The sequence below is a fragment of the Rhodococcus sp. NPDC047139 genome, assembly GCF_040643435.1.
In the GTDB taxonomy this organism is placed as follows: Bacteria; Actinomycetota; Actinomycetes; order Mycobacteriales; family Mycobacteriaceae; genus Rhodococcus.
Genome location: NZ_JBEYUH010000001.1, coordinates 1 through 21,136 on the forward strand (window position 1 = coordinate 1; position 21,136 = coordinate 21,136).

Sequence of the window (21,136 nt, forward strand, 5' to 3'; positions counted from 1 at the left end):
CACCGGCACCAGCCGGTGGCGTGTGAGATCGACTGATCGACTGCACAGAGGAACCGGCTCTAGAACCGACCGGACCGACTATCGGGGACCTGCCACCCAGGTTGACGTCGGGAAAGCTGCGCCAGCGTTGTTGCGCGGGCGGGCCACATACGATGCCCGTTCAATGCCGAACGCTCAGTCTGATCCGTAACCTCATCAGAAACTTTGAACTGCTAAATACTTTTCATGAACCGTTGGTGAGGCACCTTTCCTGACCATCCTCGATCCCAGCCCGCGCACTGCGTTGAGACCGGCATGCTCAGCCCCCGATGCGCGCCTGATCGAAACCCGCGATGGGCAATTCGGGCCACCTCAAGTGCCCCGCAGGCGCTCTGGCGAGGGCGAGATCGCCCGCCGGGGTGGACGTGCGGTCCGTCAAAATGTGTCCAAATGCTCGCCGATCTGGCCGGTGGACACCGATCCCGCCATCGGCCAACACATGCGTAAATACACTCGGCAGCTGGTGCTGATAATCGACGACTGGGCGATGTGCGAGCACACCGCCCAGTCCTAACATCTCTACGATCTCGCTTCCGTCCGGGCGATCGCCGTCAAGTCACTGCTCTGACGAGTAAGAACGCTACGAAGGACTGGTATTCGCAGCTTCTGAATCCGGTCGTGGCGGAATCTCTGCTTCAAGACCAGTCTCCAGATTTTGAGGACGGCCCGGCCTACTGGCCCCGAATGTCCCGCGAACCGCACCGACCTGAGGTTGGTGCCGGCGCGGGAAGGCGTGGCCGGAACCCGGGGGCGTACACCCGGTTCCGGGGTGAATGGTCCGGGTCAGCGCAGTTTGATGGTCCCGCCGTCGACCATCAGCGTCTGGCCGGTGATGTAGGACGCGTCCTCGCTGGCGAGGAAGACCGCGACGCGCCCGATATCGGCCTGCGGGTCACCGAACCGGTGCAGTGGGGTCTTCGCCAGCAGTTCTTCCTCGACACCGGGATTGGCCGCGATGTACGCCTCGACGCCTTCGGTCAGCGCCAGAGGTGAGATGAGGTTGACGTTGATGTCGTCTGCAGCCCACTCGTTGGCAGCCACGCGGCTGATCGCTCTGATCGCTTCCTTCGCGGCGGCGTAGGACCCCTGCCGCACATTTCCCTCGATCCCGGCTCCCGACGCGAAGTTGATCACCGACCCTCTGTTCACGGCGAGCTCGGGATAAGCGGCCTTCATCAGTCGGAAGGTCGGGTAGAAGCCCGTGCCGAACGACAGGTCGAGCATCTCCTGCGTGGTTTCCAGTAGCGGTGCCTGCCTGGACGCGTGCGCGTTGTTGACGAGGATGTCGACCTTGCCGAATCGCTCGACGGCGGCGGCGACGATCGTCCCGGCGCTTGCCTCCTCGGAGATGTCCGCGCGGAGGAACTGTCCGGCTCCGCCCAGTTCGGTTTCGAGGGCCTCACCCGCGTTTCTGTCGATGTCGACGAACAGGACTCGGGCGCCTTCCTCCACGAACGCCCGGACGATGCCGCGCCCGATCCCTCCGGCACCACCGGTGACGATCGCGACCTTCTCCGCAAGTCTCATCCCGTGCTCCCTTCGCTGACGTGGCGCGGGGCGATCAATCGACTTCGAGTGCAACTTTCTCGAGCTCCGCAATACTGTACGCGGCGTACGTCTCGTACGGGCCGCGACCGGAGAAGTACGACGAGAGCTGCTGGTCGAGCTCTTCGGCCGTGAAGGCGGAACCGGCTGCATCGAAGCGGTTCTCGACCTTCGGTGATGCCATGAGCGCGACCATCTTTCCGTACACCACGAATACCTGCCCGGTGATCTCCGCGGACGCGGGAGATGCGAGATAACGCACCAGCGTGCCTACGCGCTCGGGGGCGAGCGGGTCGAGTCCGGTCGTGGCATCGGCGTCGCCGAAGGCCTCCGCTGTCATCGCGGTGCGCGCGCGGGGGCAGATCGCGTTGGCCGTGACGCCGTAGCGGCCCAGACCCTGAGCCGTGGACAGGGTGAGCGCCGTGATGCCGGCTTTCGCGGCGGCGTAGTTCGGCTGTCCGGCCGGACCGAAGAGGAAAGCTTCCGACGAGGTGTTGACGATGCGTCCGTAGACCGGTCCACCGGCCGACTTGCTCTTCTGGCGCCAGTGGACGGCGGCGGCGTGTGAGGTTGCGGCGTGTCCTTTGAGGTGAACTCGGATCACGTCGTCCCAGTCGGACTCCGTCAGATTGAAGATCATCTTGTCGCGGATGATGCCTGCGTTGTTGACGAGAATGTCGAAGGATCCGAATGCCTCGACCGATTCGTCGACGAGGCGGCCGCCGAGAGACCAGTCGGATACGTCTCCGGTGACGGCGATCGCCTGGCCGCCGGCCGCCACGATCTCCTCCGCGACCTGATGTGCCGCGTCGCCCATGTCGTTGACGACGATCGCCGCGCCGGCTTCGGCGAGAGCGAGGGCTTCGGCGCGGCCGAGACCTGCCCCGGCACCGGTCACTACGGCTGCGCGCCCGGCCAGACTCAGAGATTCACCCATGCAACGTCTCCTGTTCGGTCGCCGAGGTAGGTCATTGCACCGCGGCAGAATTAGTATTCATTCTAGTCTGCGGCGGCGTGTGATCCGGCCGTCGAACCGGTCCCGCTGGCCGGGACGGGTGGGGCTGCGACCTGCTCTGCCTGGAACGTTCGTCGCCGCGACGGTCGAAGTGCCGATCGGTCACCAAGGGGAGGAGTCGAGGATGCCGAGGCTTGCGGAGGCACGGGATGCGGCCGAGCCGAGTTCGGTGGAGCAGCACGCGCGTTACGACAGAATAATCGGTGCCGCAGCGCAATTGGGTGCAGAAAAGGAACTCGAGCGGGTGCGGATGCAGGAGGTCGCCGAACTCGCGGGCGTCGCCATCGGCACCCTCTACCGTTACTTCCCGTCCAAGACCCACCTGTTCGTGGCGGTCATGGTCGACCGGATCGATCGAATGGGGGTCCAGCTCACCAGGCACTCTCGCGCGTCTGCCTCGCCGGTGGACGCCGTCTACGAGGCGTTGTTGCAAGCGACCCGGGCCCTGGTGCGTACGCCGCTGCTGGCGAACGCGATGATCCAGTCCGCCGCCTCGTCGAACGCTGCCACCATTCCCGATGTGGCGAAGATCGATCGGCATTTCGATCGGCTTCTCCTGGCGGCGGCGGGTATCGAGGAACCCACGGTTCGTGACGCGACCCTCGTGCGACTGGTGGTGGCGCTGTGGTTCGGTCTCGTTCAATCCGCACTCAACGGCCGATCCTCGATCCCCGAGGTCGAGGCCGATCTGGGCACAGCCTGCCGGCTGCTGCTGGTCGACCTTTCGGTCCGTTCGCGCTGACCGGCTTCCCGAAGTGCTGCCTGCAAGCGCGGTCCCGCTCGGTGGGACAGCGGGAGAATCTGTGATCTACGTCAATAGAATAAATTTCAATATCGTCAAACAGCTTGGAGTGGGCATGAGCAACGTCGTCATCGTGGAGGCTGCGCGCACACCGATCGGCCGCCGCCGCGGTCAACTCGCCGGGGTGCATCCCGCGGTGTTGCTCGGTGCCGCCCAGAAGGCGGTCCTCGACCGCACCGGCCTCCCGCCCGAGCAGATCGGTCAGCTGGTCGGGGGCGCCGTCACGCAGGCGGGGGAGCAGTCCAACAACGTCACCCGCCAGGCCTGGCTCCATGCAGGCCTCCCGTACACGGCCGCTGCGACGACCATCGACTGTGCGTGCAGTTCTTCGCAGCAGGCGGTGCACATGGTTGCAGGGTTGATCGCCTCCGGGCAGATCGACGCCGGCATCGGGTGCGGTGTCGAGGTCATGAGCCGGGTGTTCCTCGGCCAGGCCAACGCGCCGGGCACGGGAAATCCCTATCCGGACGACTGGTCGATCGACATGGGCGACCAGTTCACCTCGGCCGAGCGGATCGCGGCGAAGCGCGGAATCAAGCGAGGCGACGTCGACGCCCTCGGGCTCGAGTCGCAGATGCGCGCCGCAACCGCATGGGCGGAAGGCCGATTCGACCGCGAGATCGTCCCCGTCCAGGCGCCGGTGGTGACCAAGGAAGGTGAGCCCACCGGCGAGATCGCCACCGTGACCCGTGACGGCGGGCTTCGCGAGACCACCGCGGAGGGGCTTGCAGGTCTCCGGCCGGTGATCGAGGGCGGAATCCATACCGCCGGAAACTCGTCCCAGGTCAGCGACGGTGCTGCCGCAGTACTGCTGATGAGCGAGGAAAAAGCACGGGCTGCGGGATTACGCCCGCGCGCCCGCATCCTCGCGTCCACGCTCGTCGGCTCCGATCCGTACTACCACCTCGACGGACCGATCGACGCGACTCGCGCGGTGCTCGATCGCACCGGGATGTCGCTGTCGGACATCGACATCGTCGAGATCAACGAGGCATTCGCCTCCGTCGTGCTGTCCTGGGCTCAGGTCCACGACGCCGACATGAGCAAGGTCAACGTCAACGGTGGGGCCATCGCACTCGGACATCCGGTCGGTTCCACCGGTTCCCGGCTGATCACCAGTGCCCTGCACGAACTCGAGCGATCGAACCGTTCGACTGCGCTGGTCACGATGTGCGCGGGTGGCGCGATGGCCACGGCGACCATCATCGAGCGCATCTGACGCCGGACACTCTTCCAACAAAAGGACCCGTTCATGACTCTGGGACTCAGTGACGAGGACCGCGAGCTCCGCGATTCCGTACGCGGCTGGGCTGCGCGACACGCGACATCCGAGGTGATCCGCGCGGCCGTCGATGCGAAGGCGGAAGCGCGCCCCACCTACTGGAACTCGCTCGCCGCGCTCGGCGTGCTGGGACTGCACCTCCCCGAGGAGGTCGGCGGTGCCGGCTTCGGCCTGCTCGAAACAGCGATCGTCGCAGAAGAACTCGGCAGGGCCATGGTTCCCGGCCCCTTCCTGCCGACCGTCATCGTCTCCGCGGTCCTCGACGCGGCGGGACGACGCACCGAACTCGAAGGACTTGCGGACGGTTCCCTGTTCGGGGCGGTCTCCCTGCAGCCGGGCGGATTACGCGTCGTTCGGGACGGCAGCTCCGTCACTCTCTCGGGAACCTCGGGTGTCGTCCTCGGGGGACAGGTGGCCGATCTGTTCCTGCTCGCGGCCGATGACGCCGGCAAGCGGGTATTCGTCGTCGTCGCTCGCGATCGGGTCGAGGTCACGAACCTGCCGAGTTACGACGTGGTTCGGCGGAACGCCGAGATCACCGCGAGTGCCGCAGCCTTGTGCGACGAGGACGTGTTGACGCTGGACCCGCAGCGGATCGTCGATATCGCAGCGACCCTGTTCGCTGCCGAGGCTGCCGGGCTCGCGGATCGGGCAACCACCACGGCCGCCGACTACGCCCGGGTCCGAAAGCAGTTCGGTCGCGTGATCGGACAGTTCCAGGGCGTCAAGCACACCGTCGCCCGGATGCTCTGCCTCACCGAACAGGCCCGGGTCGTGGCGTGGGATGCGGCGCGAGCACTGGACGATGATGTCTCTGACGACGAGGCATCGCTCGCCGTGGCCGTCGCCGCGTCCATCGCCCCGGAGGCGGCCTTCCAGGTCACCAAGAACTGCATTCAGGTTCTCGGCGGCATCGGCTACACCTGGGAGCACGACGCGCACCTGTACATGCGTCGCGCTCAATCGCTCCGGATCCTGCTGGGCTCCACGGCGTCCTGGCAGCGCCGGGTCGCCCGACTCACGCTCGGTGGGGTCCGCCGCGTGCTGAGTGTCGACCTGCCGGCCGAGGCCGAGCAGATCCGCGCCGACATCCGCGCAGAACTGGAACCGGCCACGACACTCGAGGGCGGAGCACGCAAGGCGTATCTGGCCGAAAAGGGCTACACCACCCCGCATCTGCCCGCGCCGTGGGGTAAGGCCGCCGACGCCGTCACACAACTGGTCATCGCCGAGGAACTGCGTGCCGCTCGACTCGAGCCACACGACATGATCATCGGCAACTGGGTGGTGCCCACACTGATCGCACACGGAAGCACCGAACAGATCGAGCGATTCGTCCCGCAGTCGCTGCGCGGGGATCTCGTGTGGTGCCAGCTCTTCTCCGAACCCGGCGCCGGGTCGGACCTGGCGGGCCTGTCCACGAAGGCCGTCAAGGTCGACGGCGGCTGGAAGCTCGACGGCCAGAAGGTGTGGACGTCGATGGCGCGGGTCGCCGACTGGGGAATCTGTCTCGCCCGCACCGACACGAACGCTCCCAAACACAAAGGCCTGTCCTATTTCCTGATCGACATCAGGAACACGGAGGGTCTGGACATCCGGCCGTTGCGGGAGATCACCGGCGAGGCCCTGTTCAATGAGGTGTTCCTCGACGGCGTCTTCGTGCCCGACGAGTGCCTCGTGGGCGAGCCCGGCGACGGATGGAAACTGGCTCGCACCACCCTCGCCAACGAGCGCGTCTCTCTCTCGCACGACTCGACCTTCGGGGCGGGTTGCGAGGTCCTCATGGGGCTCGCGGAGAACACTCCCGGCGGGCCGGACGACGAACAGCTCACCGTCCTCGGCAAGGTGCTCGGTGATGCGGCGTCCGGTGGCCTCATGGGCCTGCGTACCGCCATGCGCTCCCTGGCCGGTGGGCAACCGGGTGCCGAGTCGTCCGTCGCCAAGCTGCTCGGTGTCGAACACCTCCAGCAGGTCTGGGAGCTCGCGATGGACTGGGCCGGACCGGCCTCGTTGCTCGACGATCAGGACCGCGACTCGGCCACCCATATGTTCCTGAACGTCCAGTGCATGTCCATCGCTGGTGGGACGACGAATGTGCAGCTGAACATCATCGGTGAGCGGATCCTCGGTCTGCCCCGCGACCCCGAACCCGGAAGGTGACCGCTATGCCCATCGATCCGAATGCCGCGCTCTCTGCCGCTCCCGCCGTCCGCGAGGCCGCCTGGACCGAACGCGACGTGATCCTCTACCACCTCGGACTGGGCGCCGGCGTCGCCTCGCTGGATCCCGGCGAACTCCGGTGGGTGTACGAGAAGGACCTACAGGTCCTGCCGACCTTTGCGATGGTCGCCGGTCAGGGGATCTCCGCCGGGACGGTAACCCCCGCCGGGCTGAACCTGCCCGGAATCGACATCGATCTGCGCCGGATTCTTCATGGTGGCCAGTCCCTCACCGTGCACGCGCCCATCCCGCTCGCGGGTTCGGCCACGATCTCCTCGCGAATCGCGGATGTGTGGGACAAGGGCAAGGCCGCGGTGATCGTGCTCGAGCAGACTGCCACCGATGCTGACGGAAATCCGTTGTGGACCACGGCAATGCAGATCTGGGCGCGTGGTGAGGGCGGTTTCGGCGGTAGCCCCGGTCCCGACGTGCCGAATGCGGTGCCCGAACGCGAAGCCGACAAGATGCTGGTTTCGCCCACGGGCACCCAGCAAGCGCTGGTGTACCGCCTCAGCGCCGATATGAATCCCCTGCACGCCGACCCCGAGTTCGCGAAGGCGGCCGGCTTCGACAAACCGATCCTGCACGGACTCGCGTCGTACGGCGTCGTGTGCAAGGCGGTCGTCGACGGTGTGCTGGACGGGGATCCCACACGGGTCCGGTCGTTCTCGGTCCGGTTCGCCGGTTCGGTGTATCCGGGAGAGACGATCGAGACGGCGGTCTGGCGCGACGGCGACACCCTCACGCTGCTCGCCACATGTCCCGAACGCGACGGGCAACCGGTGCTCACCCACGCCGCGATGGAGGTCCGATGAAAGTCGATCCCGATGTCCACCCCACCGTGGGGACGGCACCCGACGGCACGGTCCTGACGTCGGCGCCGCAGGACACCGCCGTCGACCGCGCCACTGCTGCTGCCCGGCGCGTGGTGGACGCGTTGCTGCGCACCGACCGGGCCAACGCGAACCTCGAGCGGGTCGCGGAGGAACTCGACAGCATCGCCGAGCACCTCGAGGAACATGCCCCGGAAGTGCAGGAGAGACTGATCGACATGTGGCACGGAGAGGGTGTCACCCGGCACGATCCCGTCACGGGACCGGAGAACGCCCTCGCCCCACCGCTGGTGCTCGCCGGTCGCGAGGACGGATCGGTCGAAGGCGTCGTCGAACTGACCTTTCCGTACCAGGGCCCGCCCGGCCATGTACACGGAGGAGTCTCGGCTCTTCTTCTCGATCACACCCTGGGCGTGGCCAACGCGTGGGCCGGACGCAGCGGCGCCACCGCCCAGCTCAATGTGAGATACCACCGCCCGGCCCCCTTGTTCGAGCCGCTGACGATCAGTGGCCGTCTGGTCGGGCAGGACGGCCGCAAGATCGAGACGGTCGGCGAGATCAGAACTTCGGACGGCACCGTATGTGTGTCCGTCGAGGCGCTCTTCATCGACAAGACCGTTCCCCGTCCTCGCTGACGGACATCGGCGGGCACCTCGTCGGCACTCGGGAAAGGAATCGGACTTGGGGAAACTGGATGGACGGGTGGCGATTGTCACCGGAGCCGGTATGGGAGTCGGCCGTGGGGTCGCGGAGGCGCTGGCCCGCGAGGGCGCGAGCGTCGTGGTCGCCGAGATCGACGAGGCGGCAGGGGCGGAAACCGCCCGTCGGCTCGCCGATCGGTGGGGAGTGCGGGCACACTTCGTGCCGACCGATGTCACCGACCGTGAGCAGGTTCACGCAATGGTGGACACGGCTGTCGGCGAGTTCGGCCGCCTCGACATTCTGGTCAACAATGCCTGGCGTTCATTGGGTTTCGCTCGTCTGGAGAAGACGCCCGAACAGAGCATGCAGGCCGGTTTCGACATGGCCGTGATGGCTGCATTCTGGGCGATGCAGCGTGCGTATCCGGAGCTTGCCCGGCGCGGAACCGGACGTGTGATCAACATGTGCAGTCTCAACGGGGTCAACGCGCACATGTACTCGGTGTCGTACAACGCCGCGAAAGAGGCGTTACGCAGTATGACCCGTACCGCGGCGCGAGAATGGGCTCCGAAGCAGGTGTGCTGCAACGTGATCTGTCCCGGCGCGCAGAGCGCGGCGTATCAGCGGGTTGCGGAGGCAGATCCGCAGATGGCGGCGACGCAGGCCACGGCGAACCCGATGGGCCGTATCGGCGATCCTCTGGACGACATCGGCACGGTCGCGGCCTTCCTCGCGAGCGACGACTCGCGTTATCTCACCGGCAACACGCTGTTCGTCGACGGCGGAAGTCACATCAACGGTGTGCAGTGGGCGCCCGATGTGGACTGAAATCCCAATGGAGGATGCATGATCTGTCGTACTCCCCGGAGCGTGGTTGCAGTAGTCGCCGTCGCTTCGGTGCTCGGTATCACATCCTGTTCCGACAGCGGCGGCCACGGCGAGAAGGAAACCGGCGGACCCGGGTCGTTGGTCACCGAACGTCCGCTCGCCGGCGCCGCGGCACTCCCCAGTGCTTCGCGAACGCACCTGATCACCTACCTGTCCGAGGGCGCCGATCGACGTCCCGTCCTGGTGTCGGGCACCGTGGCGATCCCGGAAGGGGAGGCGCCCGAGGGAGGTTGGCCCGTGATCAGCTGGGCGCACGGCACCACGGGTGTGGGCGACGCCTGCGCGCCCTCCGCCGACACCCCCGGCGGCCCGGCCCACTCCTATGTCGGCAGGACCACGGCCGTACTGGATCGCTGGGTGGCCGACGGCTATGCCGTGGTCCAGACCGACTACGAGGGCCTCGGCACTCCGGGCGGGCATCCTTACATGAACGGAGACAGCGCGGCGGCCAGTGTCGTCGACATCGTGCGTGCCGCCCGAGAACTGGATCCGGGTATCGGTGCCCGGTGGGTGGCGATGGGGCACAGCCAGGGCGGGCACGCCGCGCTGTACGCGGCAGCACGGGGCGAAGAACGTGCCCCCGAGCTCGAACTGCAGGGTGCGGTCGCCTTCGCCCCCGGAAGCCGGACCAGCGAGACGGCTCAGTTCTACGCCACCGCCGGTCCCGCGATCGGTCCGGCGCTCGGCTTCCTGCCGGTCCTGCTGCTCGGAGCCGAGGCGGCGGATCCGAACATCGATGCCGACGCGATGCTCACGGACGCGTCGCGCCCCCTGCTCGACGCAGCGCGCACCGGGTGCATGGACGACATCCGCGAGGTGGCGAACTCGATCCCGGTGGATCAGGTGTTCGCGCCCGGTGCGGACCTCGACGTGCTCCGTGAGTACTACGCGGGCCAGGAGCTCGAAGACCTCGCCCTGTCGGTGCCGACGCTCGTCGTGCAGGGCACCGACGATGTGCTGGTCTCACGTGCGACCACGGACGGGGTGACCGCGGCGCTGTGCGGTAACGGCGCCGGTTTGACCTACCGGGTGTACGAGGGAGCCGACCATCGCGCGGTGCTCGAGGAGTCCCTCGACGACGTCCGGGCATTCGTCGACGGAGTCCGCGCGGGCGAGATACCGGAAGGTACGTGCAGCTGAGGTCGATGTCTCAGTCGGTCTTGATGCGCTCGGGTGCGGTGTAGACGTTCATCGAGTCGCCGCGGAGGAAGCCGACCAGGGTCAGGCCGGACTCCGCGGCGAGGTCGACCGCCAGCGAAGACGGTGCCGACACTGCAGCGAGCACGGGAACCCCGGCCATGACGGCCTTCTGCACGAGTTCGAAGGAAGCACGTCCGCTCACCATGAGCACGCTGTCCGACAGCGGGATCCGGTTGTCGGTCAGTGCCCGCCCGAGCACCTTGTCGACCGCATTGTGCCTGCCGACGTCTTCCCGCAGCGTCAGCAGGGCACCGTCGACCGTGAACAGTGCGGCTGCGTGCAGGCCGCCGGTGGACTCGAAGACCTGCTGGTTGCGGCGCAGCGTGTCGGGAAGTTCGGTGAGTGTGTGCTTCCCGATCGACGCACTCGTCGAATCCCGGAGCGGGTACCGGGTGCGGGTGCGTACCTCGTCGAGCGAGTTCTTCCCGCACACGCCGCATGCGGAGGTGGTGGTGAAGGCGCGGCGCCCCGTGCCTTCCGGAATCGTCATGCCGGGAGCGAGAGTGACGTCGAGAACGTTGTAGGTGTTCGCGCCGCTCTCGTCGACCCCGTCGCAGTACCGGACCGAGGCGATGTCCTCGCGACTGCCGATGATGCCTTCGGCCAGCAGGAATCCGTGTACGAGATCGACGTCGTGCCCAGGGGTGCGCATGGTGATCGTCAGCGAGTCACCGCCGACCCTGATCTCGAGTGGTTCCTCGACGGCGAGGGTGTCGGGCCGCCGCCCCACCCTGTCCGCGGTGATCCGCAGGACCGGCCGGCGTGTCGTGACGCGTCCCATCGCCTACCTCCCCGCTGCAGATGCAGTGGATCCGAAGTGTCGTTCTCGCGGCGTTCGGCCGGTGTGGGATACCCGGAAGTCGCGGGCTCCGTGAACCGGCTGGGTGCGTCGCATCATTTCTCCATCTTGCCCGTTCGTTGCGGCGCCCGGCTCGCATCGCCCTGGTGTGGCGGCGTTACACGAAGTTCACCCCGCCCTCGCAGGGACATTACAGAATCGGTCCACTCTCAGGGGACGGTGATGAATGTGGGTCACCGATTGGCGTGGGGGTCGCGTACCCCGGATGAGCAAGGTGGGCAACTATGGAACAGGCACTCGCGGCCGCCGACACCGCCTGGATATTGGCGGCATTCACAGCAGTCGTACTGATGATTCCCGGTCTGGCGCTGTTCTACAGCGGCATGCTCGGCATCAAGAGCGCACTCAACATGATCATGATGGTCTTCGGCGGCTTCGCGGTCACCGCCGTGCTGTGGGTGCTCTTCGGTCCCGCCGCTGTGCTCGGAGACAGCGTCGGAGGGCTCGGCCTCATCGGTGATCCGTTCAGCGACATCGGTCTCGGTTCACTGCTCGAAGAAGACCCGGCCGGCGGTATGCCCGCCGCGTTGACTGCGGCCTTCCATCTCCTCTTCGCCGGGATCACCGTCGCGATCATCGCCGGTGCTGTGGCCGACCGGATGAAGTTCTCGGCCTGGCTGGTGTTCTCGGGCATCTGGGTCGTGCTGGTCTACTTCCCTGTCGCGCACTGGGTGTTCGCCTTCGACGACGAGGAGGCCGGCACGAAGGGCGGATGGATTGCCAACACGCTGGCCGCACACGACTTCGCAGGTGGCACCGCGGTGCACATGAACTCGGGCGTCGCGGCCCTCGCGCTCGCGATTGCGCTCGGACGCCGTCGTGGATTCCCGCACGTGGCACGTCCCCACAACCTGCCCCTGGTCGTCCTCGGCGGTGGCATCCTGCTGTTCGGCTGGTTCGGCTTCAACGGCGGGTCCGCGGGCGGTGCCAATCACATGGCGGGTGTCGTCGTGCTCAACACCCTTGTCGCGGCCATGGCGGGTCTTCTCGGGTGGCTGATCGTCGAACGCATCAGGGAGAAGCACGCCACCACGCTCGGGGCGATCTCCGGCGTCATCGCCGCACTCGTGGGCATCACGCCTGCGGCGAGTCTCGTCTCCCCGCTCGGCGCCCTGCTGATCGGTGCGGTCGCGGGTGCGGTGGGCTGCTTCGCCGTGGGCTGGAAGTTCCGGGCGGGATACGACGACTCCCTCGACGTCGTCGCCATCCACCTCATGGGCGGTGTCGTCGGCACGACCCTCATCGCGTTCGTAGCGACGGCGGCGGCACCGGCGGGAGTCGACGGTCTGTTCTTCGGTGGCGGTATCGACTTCCTCGGGCGTCAGGTCGTGGCGATGGCGGCAGTCTTCGCGTACTCGTTCGCGGTCACCTTCCTGATCGCCAAGGCGCTCGACAAGATCATGGGCATCCGGGTGGACGCCGAAACCGAGATGCAGGGTATCGACGTCCCCGTGCACGGGGAGACGGCCTACGTGATGGACTCGATCTCTCCGGCCGGCCCGTCGTCACTGCGTCCCGAGGCGTTCTCCGAGGATCGCGAGATCATCGTGCCCACGAAGCCCTGACGGACGCATCCGTCTATCGAACCGTAGGAGCCCTCCCCACTCGGTGTGGGGAGGGCTCCGGCGTGTTCACGGCTGGTGATTGTCCGGATACGCCGTGACGGCGAGGAACCGGATGGGCAGAGTCACGAGCTCGTTCGGTCCGTGCAATCCTTCGCCGTCGAGGAGCAGGGCGTCACCCGGTTGCAGGTGATATTCGGAATCTCCGTGCCCGTAGAGCATTTCACCTTCGAGCATGTACAGCAGTTCGGTACCCGGATGCTGGAACAGGGGGAAGACGTCGCTCGCGTCGTTGAGGGTCACCAGGACCGGTTCGAGCCGCTTGTGCTGGCCGCGCAGTGCGCCGAGCAGTTCGTAGTGGTGGCCCACCCGCGTACCGCGGCCGACGATCTCGGCGCCGTGACCGTTCTTGGTGAACACCGCGTCGCGGTGCGCGTCGGCACCTCGGAAGAGCGAGGTGACGGGTACGTCGAGACCGGCGGCGAGCCGGGCGAGGGTCGACAGACTGCACGAGGTCTGGGCGTTCTCGATCTTCGAGAGCATCGCCTTGGAGATCCCCACCTTGGCGGCCATGTCGCCGACGGACAGGCCACTGGCGAGGCGCAGCGAGCGGACCTGATGTGCTATCGCCCGTTCCAGATCGACGCCGGTGGGAGTGCCGCGCGGGACTTCGCGTCCGGAATCGTCGTACAGGACGTCGCGGTCGGGGCTGGTCATGTCGTCAGCGTAGCGCCTGTCCACTGGTAGTGGACACACGTGAGCCCTCCGTGTGCTCCCGGGAGTCGGGAGCACACGGAGGGCGGGGAGTGATCGACCGCTGCGTCAGGCCGGTCGGCCGGGAATCCAGTCGGTTCCGGCGAGCGGCACCCGAGCCATCGCCGCTGCCTCCATCGTGACGGCGACGAGATCCTGCGGTTCGAGGTTGCGCAGGTGTGACTTGCCGCATGCGCGCGCGATGGTCTGGGCCTCCATCGTGAGCACCCGCAGGTAGTTCGCGAGCCGCCGGCCACCCTCGACGGGATCGAAGCGGGCCTGCAGATCGGGATCCTGGGTGGTGATGCCTGCTGGATCCTTGCCGTCCTGGAAGTCGTCGTAGAAGCCGGCAGCCGATCCCAGTGCTTCGTATTCGGCCTGATAGCGCGGATCGTTGTCGCCGAGGGCGATCAACGCGGCCGTGCCGATGGCGACGGCATCGGCGCCGAGCGCCATGGCCTTGGCGACGTCGGCGCCCGAACGGATGCCGCCCGAGACGATCAGTTGCACACCACCCGGTGTGCGGTGCACACCCATCTCCTGCAGCGCCTGCACGGCCTGGGGGAGCGCGGCGAGCGTCGGGATGCCGACATGTTCGATGAACACGTCCTGGGTGGCTGCCGTGCCGCCCTGCATCCCGTCGACCACCACGACATCCGCGCCGGCCTTCACTGCGAGCTTGACGTCGTAGTAGGTGCGGGTCGCGCCTACCTTGACGTAGATCGGCTTCTCCCAGCCGGTGATCTCCCGCAGTTCGATGATCTTGATGGCGAGATCGTCGGGGCCGGTCCAGTCCGGATGGCGGCAGGCGCTGCGCTGGTCGATACCGACCGGCAGCGTCCGCATCCCCGCAACACGCTCGGTGATCTTCTGGCCGAGCAACATTCCTCCACCGCCCGGCTTCGCGCCCTGGCCCAGGACCACCTCGATCGCGTCGGCCTTGCGCAGATCATCGGGGTTCATCCCGTAGCGCGACGGCAGGTACTGGTAGACGAGGTGCTTGGACTGCCCGCGCTCCTCGGGGGTCATCCCGCCGTCGCCGGTGGTGGTGGATGTGCCGACCTCACTTGCTCCGCGTCCGAGAGCCTCCTTCGCGCGCCCGGACAGGGCGCCGAAGCTCATCCCGGCGATGGTCACCGGAATATCCAGGTGCAGTGGGTATTTCGCATTCCGATCGCCGAGGATCACGTCCGTCTCACACTTCTCGCGGTAGCCCTCGAGTGGGTACCGTGACATCGACGCGCCGAGGAAGACCAGGTCGTCGAAGTGGGGAACCTTGCGCTTGGCGCCCCAGCCGCGGATGTCGTAGATGCCGGTCGAAGCGGCACGCTGGATCTCGTGGATGACATTGCGGTCGAAGGTGGCGGACTCGCGCAGTCCGGGGCGGAAGGTCATGGAAGTCTCCTCGGGTGTCGAGCGGGTGAACGATGGCGAGCGATCAGTACGCTGCGGCGTTGTCGACGTGGAAGTGGTAGAGCCGGCGGGCCGAGCCGTAGCGGGTGAACTCGGCGGGGTCCGCGTCGAACCCGGCGGCATCGAGCAGTTCCTGCAGCTCGGCGACGTGTTCGGGGCGCATCTCCTTCTTCACGCAGTCCGCGCCGAGCGAGGCGACGGTGCCGCGCACGTAGATCCGCGCCTCGTACAGCGAGTCACCCAGGGCCTCGCCGGCATCACCGAGGACGACGAGTCGCCCCGCCTGGCCCATGAAGGCGCTCATGTGCCCGATATCGCCGCCGACGACGATGTCGACACCCTTCATCGAGATTCCGCAGCGCGCCGCGGCGTTGCCTTCGATCACCAGCAGTCCACCGTGGGCGGTCGCGCCCGCGGATTGGGAGGCGTCACCGGTGACGCGAACCGTGCCCGACATCATGTTCTCGGCCACTCCGACGCCGGCATTGCCGTCGATGGTGACGCGCGCATGCTTGTTCATTCCGGCTGCGTAGTAGCCGACGTGGCCCTCGATGCGGACGTCGATCGGCCGGTTCAGGCCGCACGCTACGGCGTGGCCGCCTTGCGGATTCGTCACGTACGCCGAGGCCGGTGCTTCCATCGCGTGCAGCGCCGCGTTCAGTTCACGGGTGGTGGTCACGTCCAGGTCGAACCGGGTGGCCTCGGTCAGGCTGTCGGGAGAGAGGATATCGGCGGTCATGGTGGTCTCCGGGGGCGGGATGAGGGCGGATGCGGTCAGCGATGCCATACGTAGACCCGTTCCGGTTCGGGTTCGAAGATGTGGGCGTCGGCGATCCCGGGAAGTCCGGCAAGCGCGCGGAATTCGGATGCCATGGCGACGTAGGCGTCGCATTCGGCGACGATCGCGGGCTTGCAGGCGATGGGATCGCGGACCACGGCGAACGAGTCGGAGGTCGAGACGAGCAGGGTGTAGAAGCCGTCGAAGCGCTCGCCGAGCAGGCGCAGCGACTTCTCGAGGTCGGCGCCTTCGGCCAGATGCTTCGCGACGAACCGGGCACCGACCTCGGTGTCGTTCTCGCTGTCGAAGCGCACCCCTTCCGCTTCGAGTTCACGCTTGATCGACAAGTGATTCGAGAACGACCCGTTGTGGACGAGGCACTGGTCGGGCCCGACCGCGAAGGGGTGAGAACCCGCTGCTGTGACGGCCGATTCGGTGGCCATGCGGGTGTGGCCCACACCTTGCCATCCCGACGCCGCCGGCAGTCCGAAACTCTCGGCGAGATCACGCGGGTCGCCGGTGCCCTTGAGCACGGTCACGTCGTCGCCGAAGCCGATGACGGTGGCCGTCGGAGTGATCGCCCGGACGGTGTCGGCGAGCAGAGCCGCGGGGACGGGTGCGTGAACGACGGTGGTCGGTGCGAGCTCGACCACGCCCACCGTCACTCCGAGGGCGTCGCCCAGTCGTTCGTCGAGGTCTGCGGGTGCGTCCAGCAGCGAGACCGACGATTCGCCGGCGGGCGAGAAAGTCGGGTTGCCGTAGACGGCGACACCCGCCGAATCCGGACCTCGGTCCACCATCTGCCCGAGCATCCCGGTGAGCAGCGCGCCCAGTCGAGGTTCGAGCGTGGTGTCCCGCAAGTGAAGTCCGACGATTCCGCACATGGTCGTCTCTCCTGTTCGATCGGTTCAGAAAGCTGTCAGGTAGCTGTCGATCTCCCATGGCGTCACGGTGTTGTGCCACTGGAAGAATTCCTCCCTCTTGAGGGAGGCGAAGTAGTCGGCGACGCCTGGCCCGGCGGTGTCGAGAGCACCGGAGACGACCGGGTCGGCCGAGAGCGCGTCCATCGCGTGTAGCAGCGTCATCGGCAGGGTGTCCGACGATCCACCGACACCGGGGACGCCCGGGTCGAGGCATCGTTCGATTCCGTCGAGTCCTGCGGCGACCGTCGCAGCCGTCGCGAGGTAGGGATTCGCCGAACCGTCGCCGCCGCGCAGTTCGACGCGGTTGGCGTCCGGGACACGCAGGTAGTGCGTGCGATCGTTGCCACCGTAGGTCGCGTATCGGGGCGACCACGTCGCACCCGACGAGGTGGTGGTCGCGCCGGTGCGCTTGTAGGAGTTCACGGTCGGCGCGATCACCCCCTGCAGCGCGCCGGCGTGTTCGAGGATCCCTGCGATGAACGAGTACGCGGTCTCGGAGAGGCCGAGCCCGCGAGGATCTGCGGCGTCGGGGAAGACAGGAGTCTCACCGCGCCAGAGCGACAGGTGCATGTGCATCCCGGAGCCCGTGCGATCGGCGAACGGTTTGGGCATGAAGGTCGCCGTCATGCCGCGCTGCTCGGCGAGAACCGAGAGCAGATAGCGCAGCGTCACAACGCGGTCCGCGGTGGTCAGTGCGTCGGCGTACTGGAAGTTCTGCTCGAACTGGCCGTTGCCGTCCTCGTGGTCGTTGGCGTAGTTGCCCCACCCGAGCCGGTTCATCGCGGCCGAGATCGATGTCAGGTGGTCGTACATGCGGGTCACGTCGCGGGCGTCGTAGCAGGGCTGACGTGAGGTGTCGAGACGGTCGGCGGTCCGAAGTGCTCCGTGCTCGTCGCGCTGGACGAGGAAGTACTCGATCTCCGCGCCGACCTTGACCGACAGGCCCTTGCGCGCGGCCTCGGCGAGCACACTCTTCAAGATCACGCGCGGTGCGAACGGCCAGGGCTTGCCTTCGACGTGCGGGTCGCAGTGGACGAGCGCGAGGCCTTCGCGCACGAACGGGATGGGGGTGAACGAGCTCGCGTCGGGGATGGCGACGAGGTCGGGATCCTTGGGGACCTGTCCGATGGTGCCGGCGGCGTAACCGGCGAAGCCCACGCCGTCGGTCTGGAGCTCTTCGACCGATTCGACGGGAACGAGCTTGGCGCAAGGCTTTCCGGAGAGCGTGGTGAAGACCGCGAGGATGAAGCGGGTGCCGGTGGTTCGGGCGAGTTCGGCGAGGTCAGGGGATTCGGAAGTTGCAGGCGACCGGCCGTTCGTCGACTGGAGACGCAACACGGACATGTCGGTGGCTTCCAGCGTCATGGGAACTCCTCGGTTTCTACGGCGTGGTTTCACAATATGAATCAGTGTCGAACATTAGGAAACAGTCTTGTCATGACGTGTGTGTTACGCAGCAGTGAGATTGCGGTGACGCTTGCCTGCGGCCGGTGTGGAGGGTCGCCGTGGCACGGCTCTGGACGGTCGCGCGCGATCGGGGGTGGTGGGTCCGAGATCGGTTACACGCGTTAACCGATCGGCAACCATCGCCTCGTTTCTTCGTATTACCGTCCGTTTCACATCAGCGATCGACGTCTCGTCTCAGCGCGTGTTCCGCACCGTTCGAAGGAGTCCTCATGCTCGACATTCGATCCACCCGACTCGGGACGCATGCGCGTACTACTCCGTCTTCCGGGGTGTTACGTCTTCGGGCGCAGCCATGAGTGTCCATATGGAGACCACCAGTGTGCCGCGGTGGGACGAGGAGCGGCACATCGCCGCCGGGGCGCGGACCGTCACGATCCTGTCCTTCGGTGCGGCAGCTGCGACTCGGGCGCGACAGTTGTTGTCGTCCTTCGACGGTTGCCGGACGGACTGGATGTGCCTGCCCGACGAGTGGGGTGAGACCGCCGCGCGCGTACTCGGCAGTCGACTCGGTGGTGCACGCATCGGGTGGCGCCTGGTTCTCGTCGGGCCCGAAGCGGCGGTTCTCTCGGCCGGTGCCGCGGCAAGGGGAGGGGGACTGCTCGACGCGGAGATCCTTCCGATACCGATCGATACCGCCGACCGCACTGTCTACTGCGGGCACTGCCATACGGCCCATGTCGCCACCGTCGAGGTCGGCGGGTGTACCACCTGCCCGACGTGTCGAACGAACCTTGTTGTCTACCATCATGTCTCGCGTATGCACGGTGCTTACCTAGGCTTCATGTCCGATGCGGAGGAACGGCCATGACCCTGATCTCCGAAACCCCCACGAAAAATTCCTCTGCCGGAAGCGATCTGGTGCTCTCGGTCGCCGAGACGACCGAATTGTCTCCGACGGTGCTGCACGTGCGCATGATTTCGCCCGACGGCCACGCGTTGCCGTCCTTCACCCCGGGCAGTCACATCGTCGTCACCTGCGGGACCGGTCCGAATGGGCGGCCGCGCCGGAATTCCTACTCGCTCACCGGACCCGGGTTCGAGCCGGATCACTACGGGATCTCGGTGCGGCTCGACGACCAGGGGAGGGGCGGTTCGAGGTGGATCCACCGATTGCAGGTCGGCGACCCGGTACGGGTGAGTACGCCACGCAGTGCCTTCGCTCCGGTCCTCACCGCCCGCCATCATGTCCTCGTCGCCGGCGGAATCGGCGTCACACCCATCCTGTCGCACGTGCGCGCTGCCGTGCAGTGGGGACGGTCGTTCGAGGTGCATTACGCCTTCCGTGCCGGCGACGGGCCGCATCTGGACGAACTGCGCCGGTTGTGTGGGGCACGACTCCGCACGTATTCCGGCTCGGGTGAGTTCTGGGAGAACATGGGCCCGGCGCTGCTGGACCAGCCGCTCGGCACGCACATGTACGTGTGCGGACCGTCGGGACTGATCGACGAGCTGACGGCACGTGCCCGCAGCGCGGGATGGCCCGACGCCCGCCTCCACTACGAGCATTTCGGTGTCGGCGACCTCGACCCCGGCGCACCGTTCACCGCACGCCTGCGCCGAAGCGGCAGCGAGGTGGGCGTCGACCCCGGTGTCAGCCTGCTCGAAGCTCTCGAAAACCAGGGGATCGCAGTACCCAGCTTGTGCCGGCAGGGCGTGTGTGGTGAGTGCCGGCTTCCTGTGGTGAGCGGCGACGTCGACCATCGCGATCTGTTCCTGACTGCTGCGGAGAAGGAGGCAGGCGACTGTCTCATGCCCTGCGTCTCCCGCGCGAGCGGACCACGATTGGAGTTGGAACTATGAGTGCGGCAGTAGATTTCGCGGTTCACGACGGTGGTGCCGATCTTCCCGATCGAATCGCACGGTTTCCGTTCCCCTTCCTCCGCGACACGTATCGATACAGCACCAACGTCGAACCCGCCGGAAGCGCGGTGGACACCGCTGCGGGCCGATGGGGAGAGCACCCGGTCGATCTCGACGCGCACTACCGGGACGATCTGGCCGAGCGTGAGCGGATTCTTGCCGAGGATCCCACTCGATTCCAGGCCCTGCCCCACATGGACGTCGCCCAGTGGGACGCGATGGTCACCTTGATGCGGATGCTCGTCGACGCCGATCCCCGGACCTTCTCCCTCGACCGTGACGGTGCGATTCTGTGCTTCACGAACAGAGCGCTCGACGTAGAGCAGGCTTTCGTCTTCGGTGAGCGGTCCACCCTGCCCGAGCCGCCCCTGCGCTTCATCGGTCGGCACATCCAGGAGGACATCGTCCTGCTCGACCAGCGCGACGGCGCACTCTGGGGTGACGCCGGACTCGTGACGTTCGCGGCCGACTGGTCGCTGCGCTTCGACGTCGGTATGTCTTTCCTGCAGATCCACGGACCTGTTCCGCGCGTCCACACCGAAGGAGTCATTCCGCGCGCACAACAGTTCCTCATGGGCCTGCAGCCCGGTCAGTGCTACCGGCGCACGAACTGGTCGCTCAGCGTCGACCGGAGGCTCGATCAGTCCACCGAGGCCTACCCACAGTGGGGCCGCGATCGGCGGCTGCTCGCCGAAGGCCCGCTCGAGGAGGTCGGGCGACGATTGAATCTGCGAGTCGAGGTCCAGCACCTAGTGCGTCTCGGCGTTTCCGGCACGATCATGTTCCTCATCCGCACCCATCTGCTGCCGTTCGAGGACATCGCCAGAGTGCCCGAGTGGTCCGACCGTCTCTACCGTGTGCTCGACGAGCTACCGGCGGACATGGCCGATTACAAGGGCATCACCCGTACCCGCGAGCCGGGCCTGCGCTGGTTGCGAACCTTCGGGGGCGTGCGGGCGTGAAGACCTCCGGATTCGTTCTCGGCGGCCCGCCCCGAACTCGATGGTGCGGATCGTCCTGATGCCGTCGAGACCGGGGTTGTTGCGGATCTTCTC

The 21,136-nt window shown here is 66.8% G+C and carries 19 protein-coding genes; 11 read left to right on the forward strand and 8 right to left on the reverse strand.

The features are described 5' to 3' along the window. Positions 1–822: 822 nt before the first annotated feature. Both ABZ789_RS00005 and ABZ789_RS00010 read right to left on the reverse strand, forming a co-directional pair. On the reverse strand, positions 823–1,566 hold the full coding sequence (locus ABZ789_RS00005) for an SDR family oxidoreductase (RefSeq protein WP_358417104.1): 744 nt from the start codon (positions 1,564–1,566) through the stop codon (positions 823–825). A gap of 34 nt (positions 1,567–1,600) precedes the next feature. Next, positions 1,601–2,521, reverse strand: coding sequence for a 3-oxoacyl-ACP reductase (locus ABZ789_RS00010; protein ID WP_358417107.1), 921 nt, complete (start codon positions 2,519–2,521; stop codon positions 1,601–1,603). Positions 2,522–2,723: 202 nt separating this feature from the next. Between ABZ789_RS00010 and ABZ789_RS00015 the strand changes: the two genes are divergently transcribed. The 7 genes from ABZ789_RS00015 to ABZ789_RS00045 all read left to right on the forward strand — a co-directional run bounded on the left by ABZ789_RS00015 (position 2,724) and on the right by ABZ789_RS00045 (position 10,406). Continuing rightward, positions 2,724–3,341, forward strand: coding sequence for a TetR family transcriptional regulator (locus tag ABZ789_RS00015; protein ID WP_358417110.1), 618 nt, complete (start codon positions 2,724–2,726; stop codon positions 3,339–3,341). Positions 3,342–3,456: 115 nt separating this feature from the next. Then, positions 3,457–4,620 carry a steroid 3-ketoacyl-CoA thiolase gene (locus ABZ789_RS00020; protein WP_358417113.1) on the forward strand — a complete coding sequence of 388 codons (1,164 nt, stop codon included), beginning with the start codon at positions 3,457–3,459 and terminating at the stop codon, positions 4,618–4,620. Positions 4,621–4,653: 33 nt separating this feature from the next. Further along, complete coding sequence (locus ABZ789_RS00025; protein WP_358417116.1) at positions 4,654–6,843, forward strand: acyl-CoA dehydrogenase; 2,190 nt, start codon at positions 4,654–4,656, stop codon at positions 6,841–6,843. Between the two features lie 5 nt (positions 6,844–6,848). Beyond that, complete coding sequence (locus tag ABZ789_RS00030) at positions 6,849–7,718, forward strand: MaoC/PaaZ C-terminal domain-containing protein (protein WP_358417119.1); 870 nt, start codon at positions 6,849–6,851, stop codon at positions 7,716–7,718. Beyond that, a complete protein-coding gene (locus tag ABZ789_RS00035; RefSeq protein ID WP_358417122.1) occupies positions 7,715–8,371 on the forward strand; it encodes a PaaI family thioesterase in 657 nt (218 codons plus the stop codon). The genes ABZ789_RS00030 and ABZ789_RS00035 overlap by 4 nt, the downstream gene beginning before the upstream one ends. Before the next feature lie 46 nt (positions 8,372–8,417). After that, on the forward strand, positions 8,418–9,206 hold the full coding sequence (locus ABZ789_RS00040; protein WP_358417125.1) for a glucose 1-dehydrogenase: 789 nt from the start codon (positions 8,418–8,420) through the stop codon (positions 9,204–9,206). Between the two features lie 18 nt (positions 9,207–9,224). Further along, positions 9,225–10,406 carry a lipase family protein gene (locus ABZ789_RS00045; RefSeq protein ID WP_358417128.1) on the forward strand — a complete coding sequence of 394 codons (1,182 nt, stop codon included), beginning with the start codon at positions 9,225–9,227 and terminating at the stop codon, positions 10,404–10,406. Between the two features lie 10 nt (positions 10,407–10,416). On the opposite strand, the gene fdhD is transcribed toward ABZ789_RS00045, so the two are convergent. Next, positions 10,417–11,247, reverse strand: coding sequence for a formate dehydrogenase accessory sulfurtransferase FdhD (fdhD, locus tag ABZ789_RS00050; protein ID WP_358417130.1), 831 nt, complete (start codon positions 11,245–11,247; stop codon positions 10,417–10,419). Positions 11,248–11,549: 302 nt separating this feature from the next. Here fdhD and ABZ789_RS00055 point away from each other — a divergent pair, with 302 nt between their 5' ends. Further along, on the forward strand, positions 11,550–12,890 hold the full coding sequence (locus tag ABZ789_RS00055; RefSeq protein ID WP_358417133.1) for an ammonium transporter: 1,341 nt from the start codon (positions 11,550–11,552) through the stop codon (positions 12,888–12,890). 66 nt (positions 12,891–12,956) lie between these two features. Here the strand turns inward: ABZ789_RS00055 and ABZ789_RS00060 are convergent, their stop codons facing one another. The 5 genes from ABZ789_RS00060 to glnT all read right to left on the reverse strand — a co-directional run bounded on the left by ABZ789_RS00060 (position 12,957) and on the right by glnT (position 18,119). Then, positions 12,957–13,604 (reverse strand): XRE family transcriptional regulator, encoded by a 648-nt coding sequence (locus ABZ789_RS00060; RefSeq protein WP_358417135.1) that lies wholly within the window; start codon positions 13,602–13,604, stop codon positions 12,957–12,959. A gap of 105 nt (positions 13,605–13,709) precedes the next feature. Next, positions 13,710–15,035 (reverse strand): FMN-binding glutamate synthase family protein, encoded by a 1,326-nt coding sequence (locus ABZ789_RS00065; RefSeq protein ID WP_358417137.1) that lies wholly within the window; start codon positions 15,033–15,035, stop codon positions 13,710–13,712. A gap of 43 nt (positions 15,036–15,078) precedes the next feature. Continuing rightward, on the reverse strand, positions 15,079–15,792 hold the full coding sequence (locus ABZ789_RS00070) for a protein glxC (RefSeq protein WP_358417140.1): 714 nt from the start codon (positions 15,790–15,792) through the stop codon (positions 15,079–15,081). Between the two features lie 35 nt (positions 15,793–15,827). Further along, the gene (locus ABZ789_RS00075; protein WP_358417143.1) at positions 15,828–16,715 is read right to left on the reverse strand and encodes a glutamine amidotransferase; all 888 of its coding nucleotides are present in this window, start codon (positions 16,713–16,715) and stop codon (positions 15,828–15,830) included. A gap of 24 nt (positions 16,716–16,739) precedes the next feature. After that, positions 16,740–18,119: a type III glutamate--ammonia ligase gene (gene glnT / locus ABZ789_RS00080; RefSeq protein WP_358417146.1), complete on the reverse strand. Its 1,380-nt coding sequence runs from the start codon at positions 18,117–18,119 to the stop codon at positions 16,740–16,742. Positions 18,120–18,525: 406 nt separating this feature from the next. Between glnT and ABZ789_RS00085 the strand changes: the two genes are divergently transcribed. The 3 genes from ABZ789_RS00085 to ABZ789_RS00095 are packed head-to-tail and all read left to right on the forward strand — an operon-like array spanning position 18,526 to position 21,043. Then, entirely contained in the window at positions 18,526–19,029 is a 504-nt protein-coding gene (locus tag ABZ789_RS00085; protein WP_358417149.1) for a dimethylamine monooxygenase subunit DmmA family protein, read from the forward strand. Continuing rightward, positions 19,026–20,021 carry a PDR/VanB family oxidoreductase gene (locus ABZ789_RS00090; RefSeq protein ID WP_358417152.1) on the forward strand — a complete coding sequence of 332 codons (996 nt, stop codon included), beginning with the start codon at positions 19,026–19,028 and terminating at the stop codon, positions 20,019–20,021. Before ABZ789_RS00085 ends, ABZ789_RS00090 begins: the two co-directional genes overlap by 4 nt. Then, on the forward strand, positions 20,018–21,043 hold the full coding sequence (locus ABZ789_RS00095) for a DUF3445 domain-containing protein (protein ID WP_358417154.1): 1,026 nt from the start codon (positions 20,018–20,020) through the stop codon (positions 21,041–21,043). Before ABZ789_RS00090 ends, ABZ789_RS00095 begins: the two co-directional genes overlap by 4 nt. The last annotated feature ends 93 nt before the right edge of the window (positions 21,044–21,136 follow it).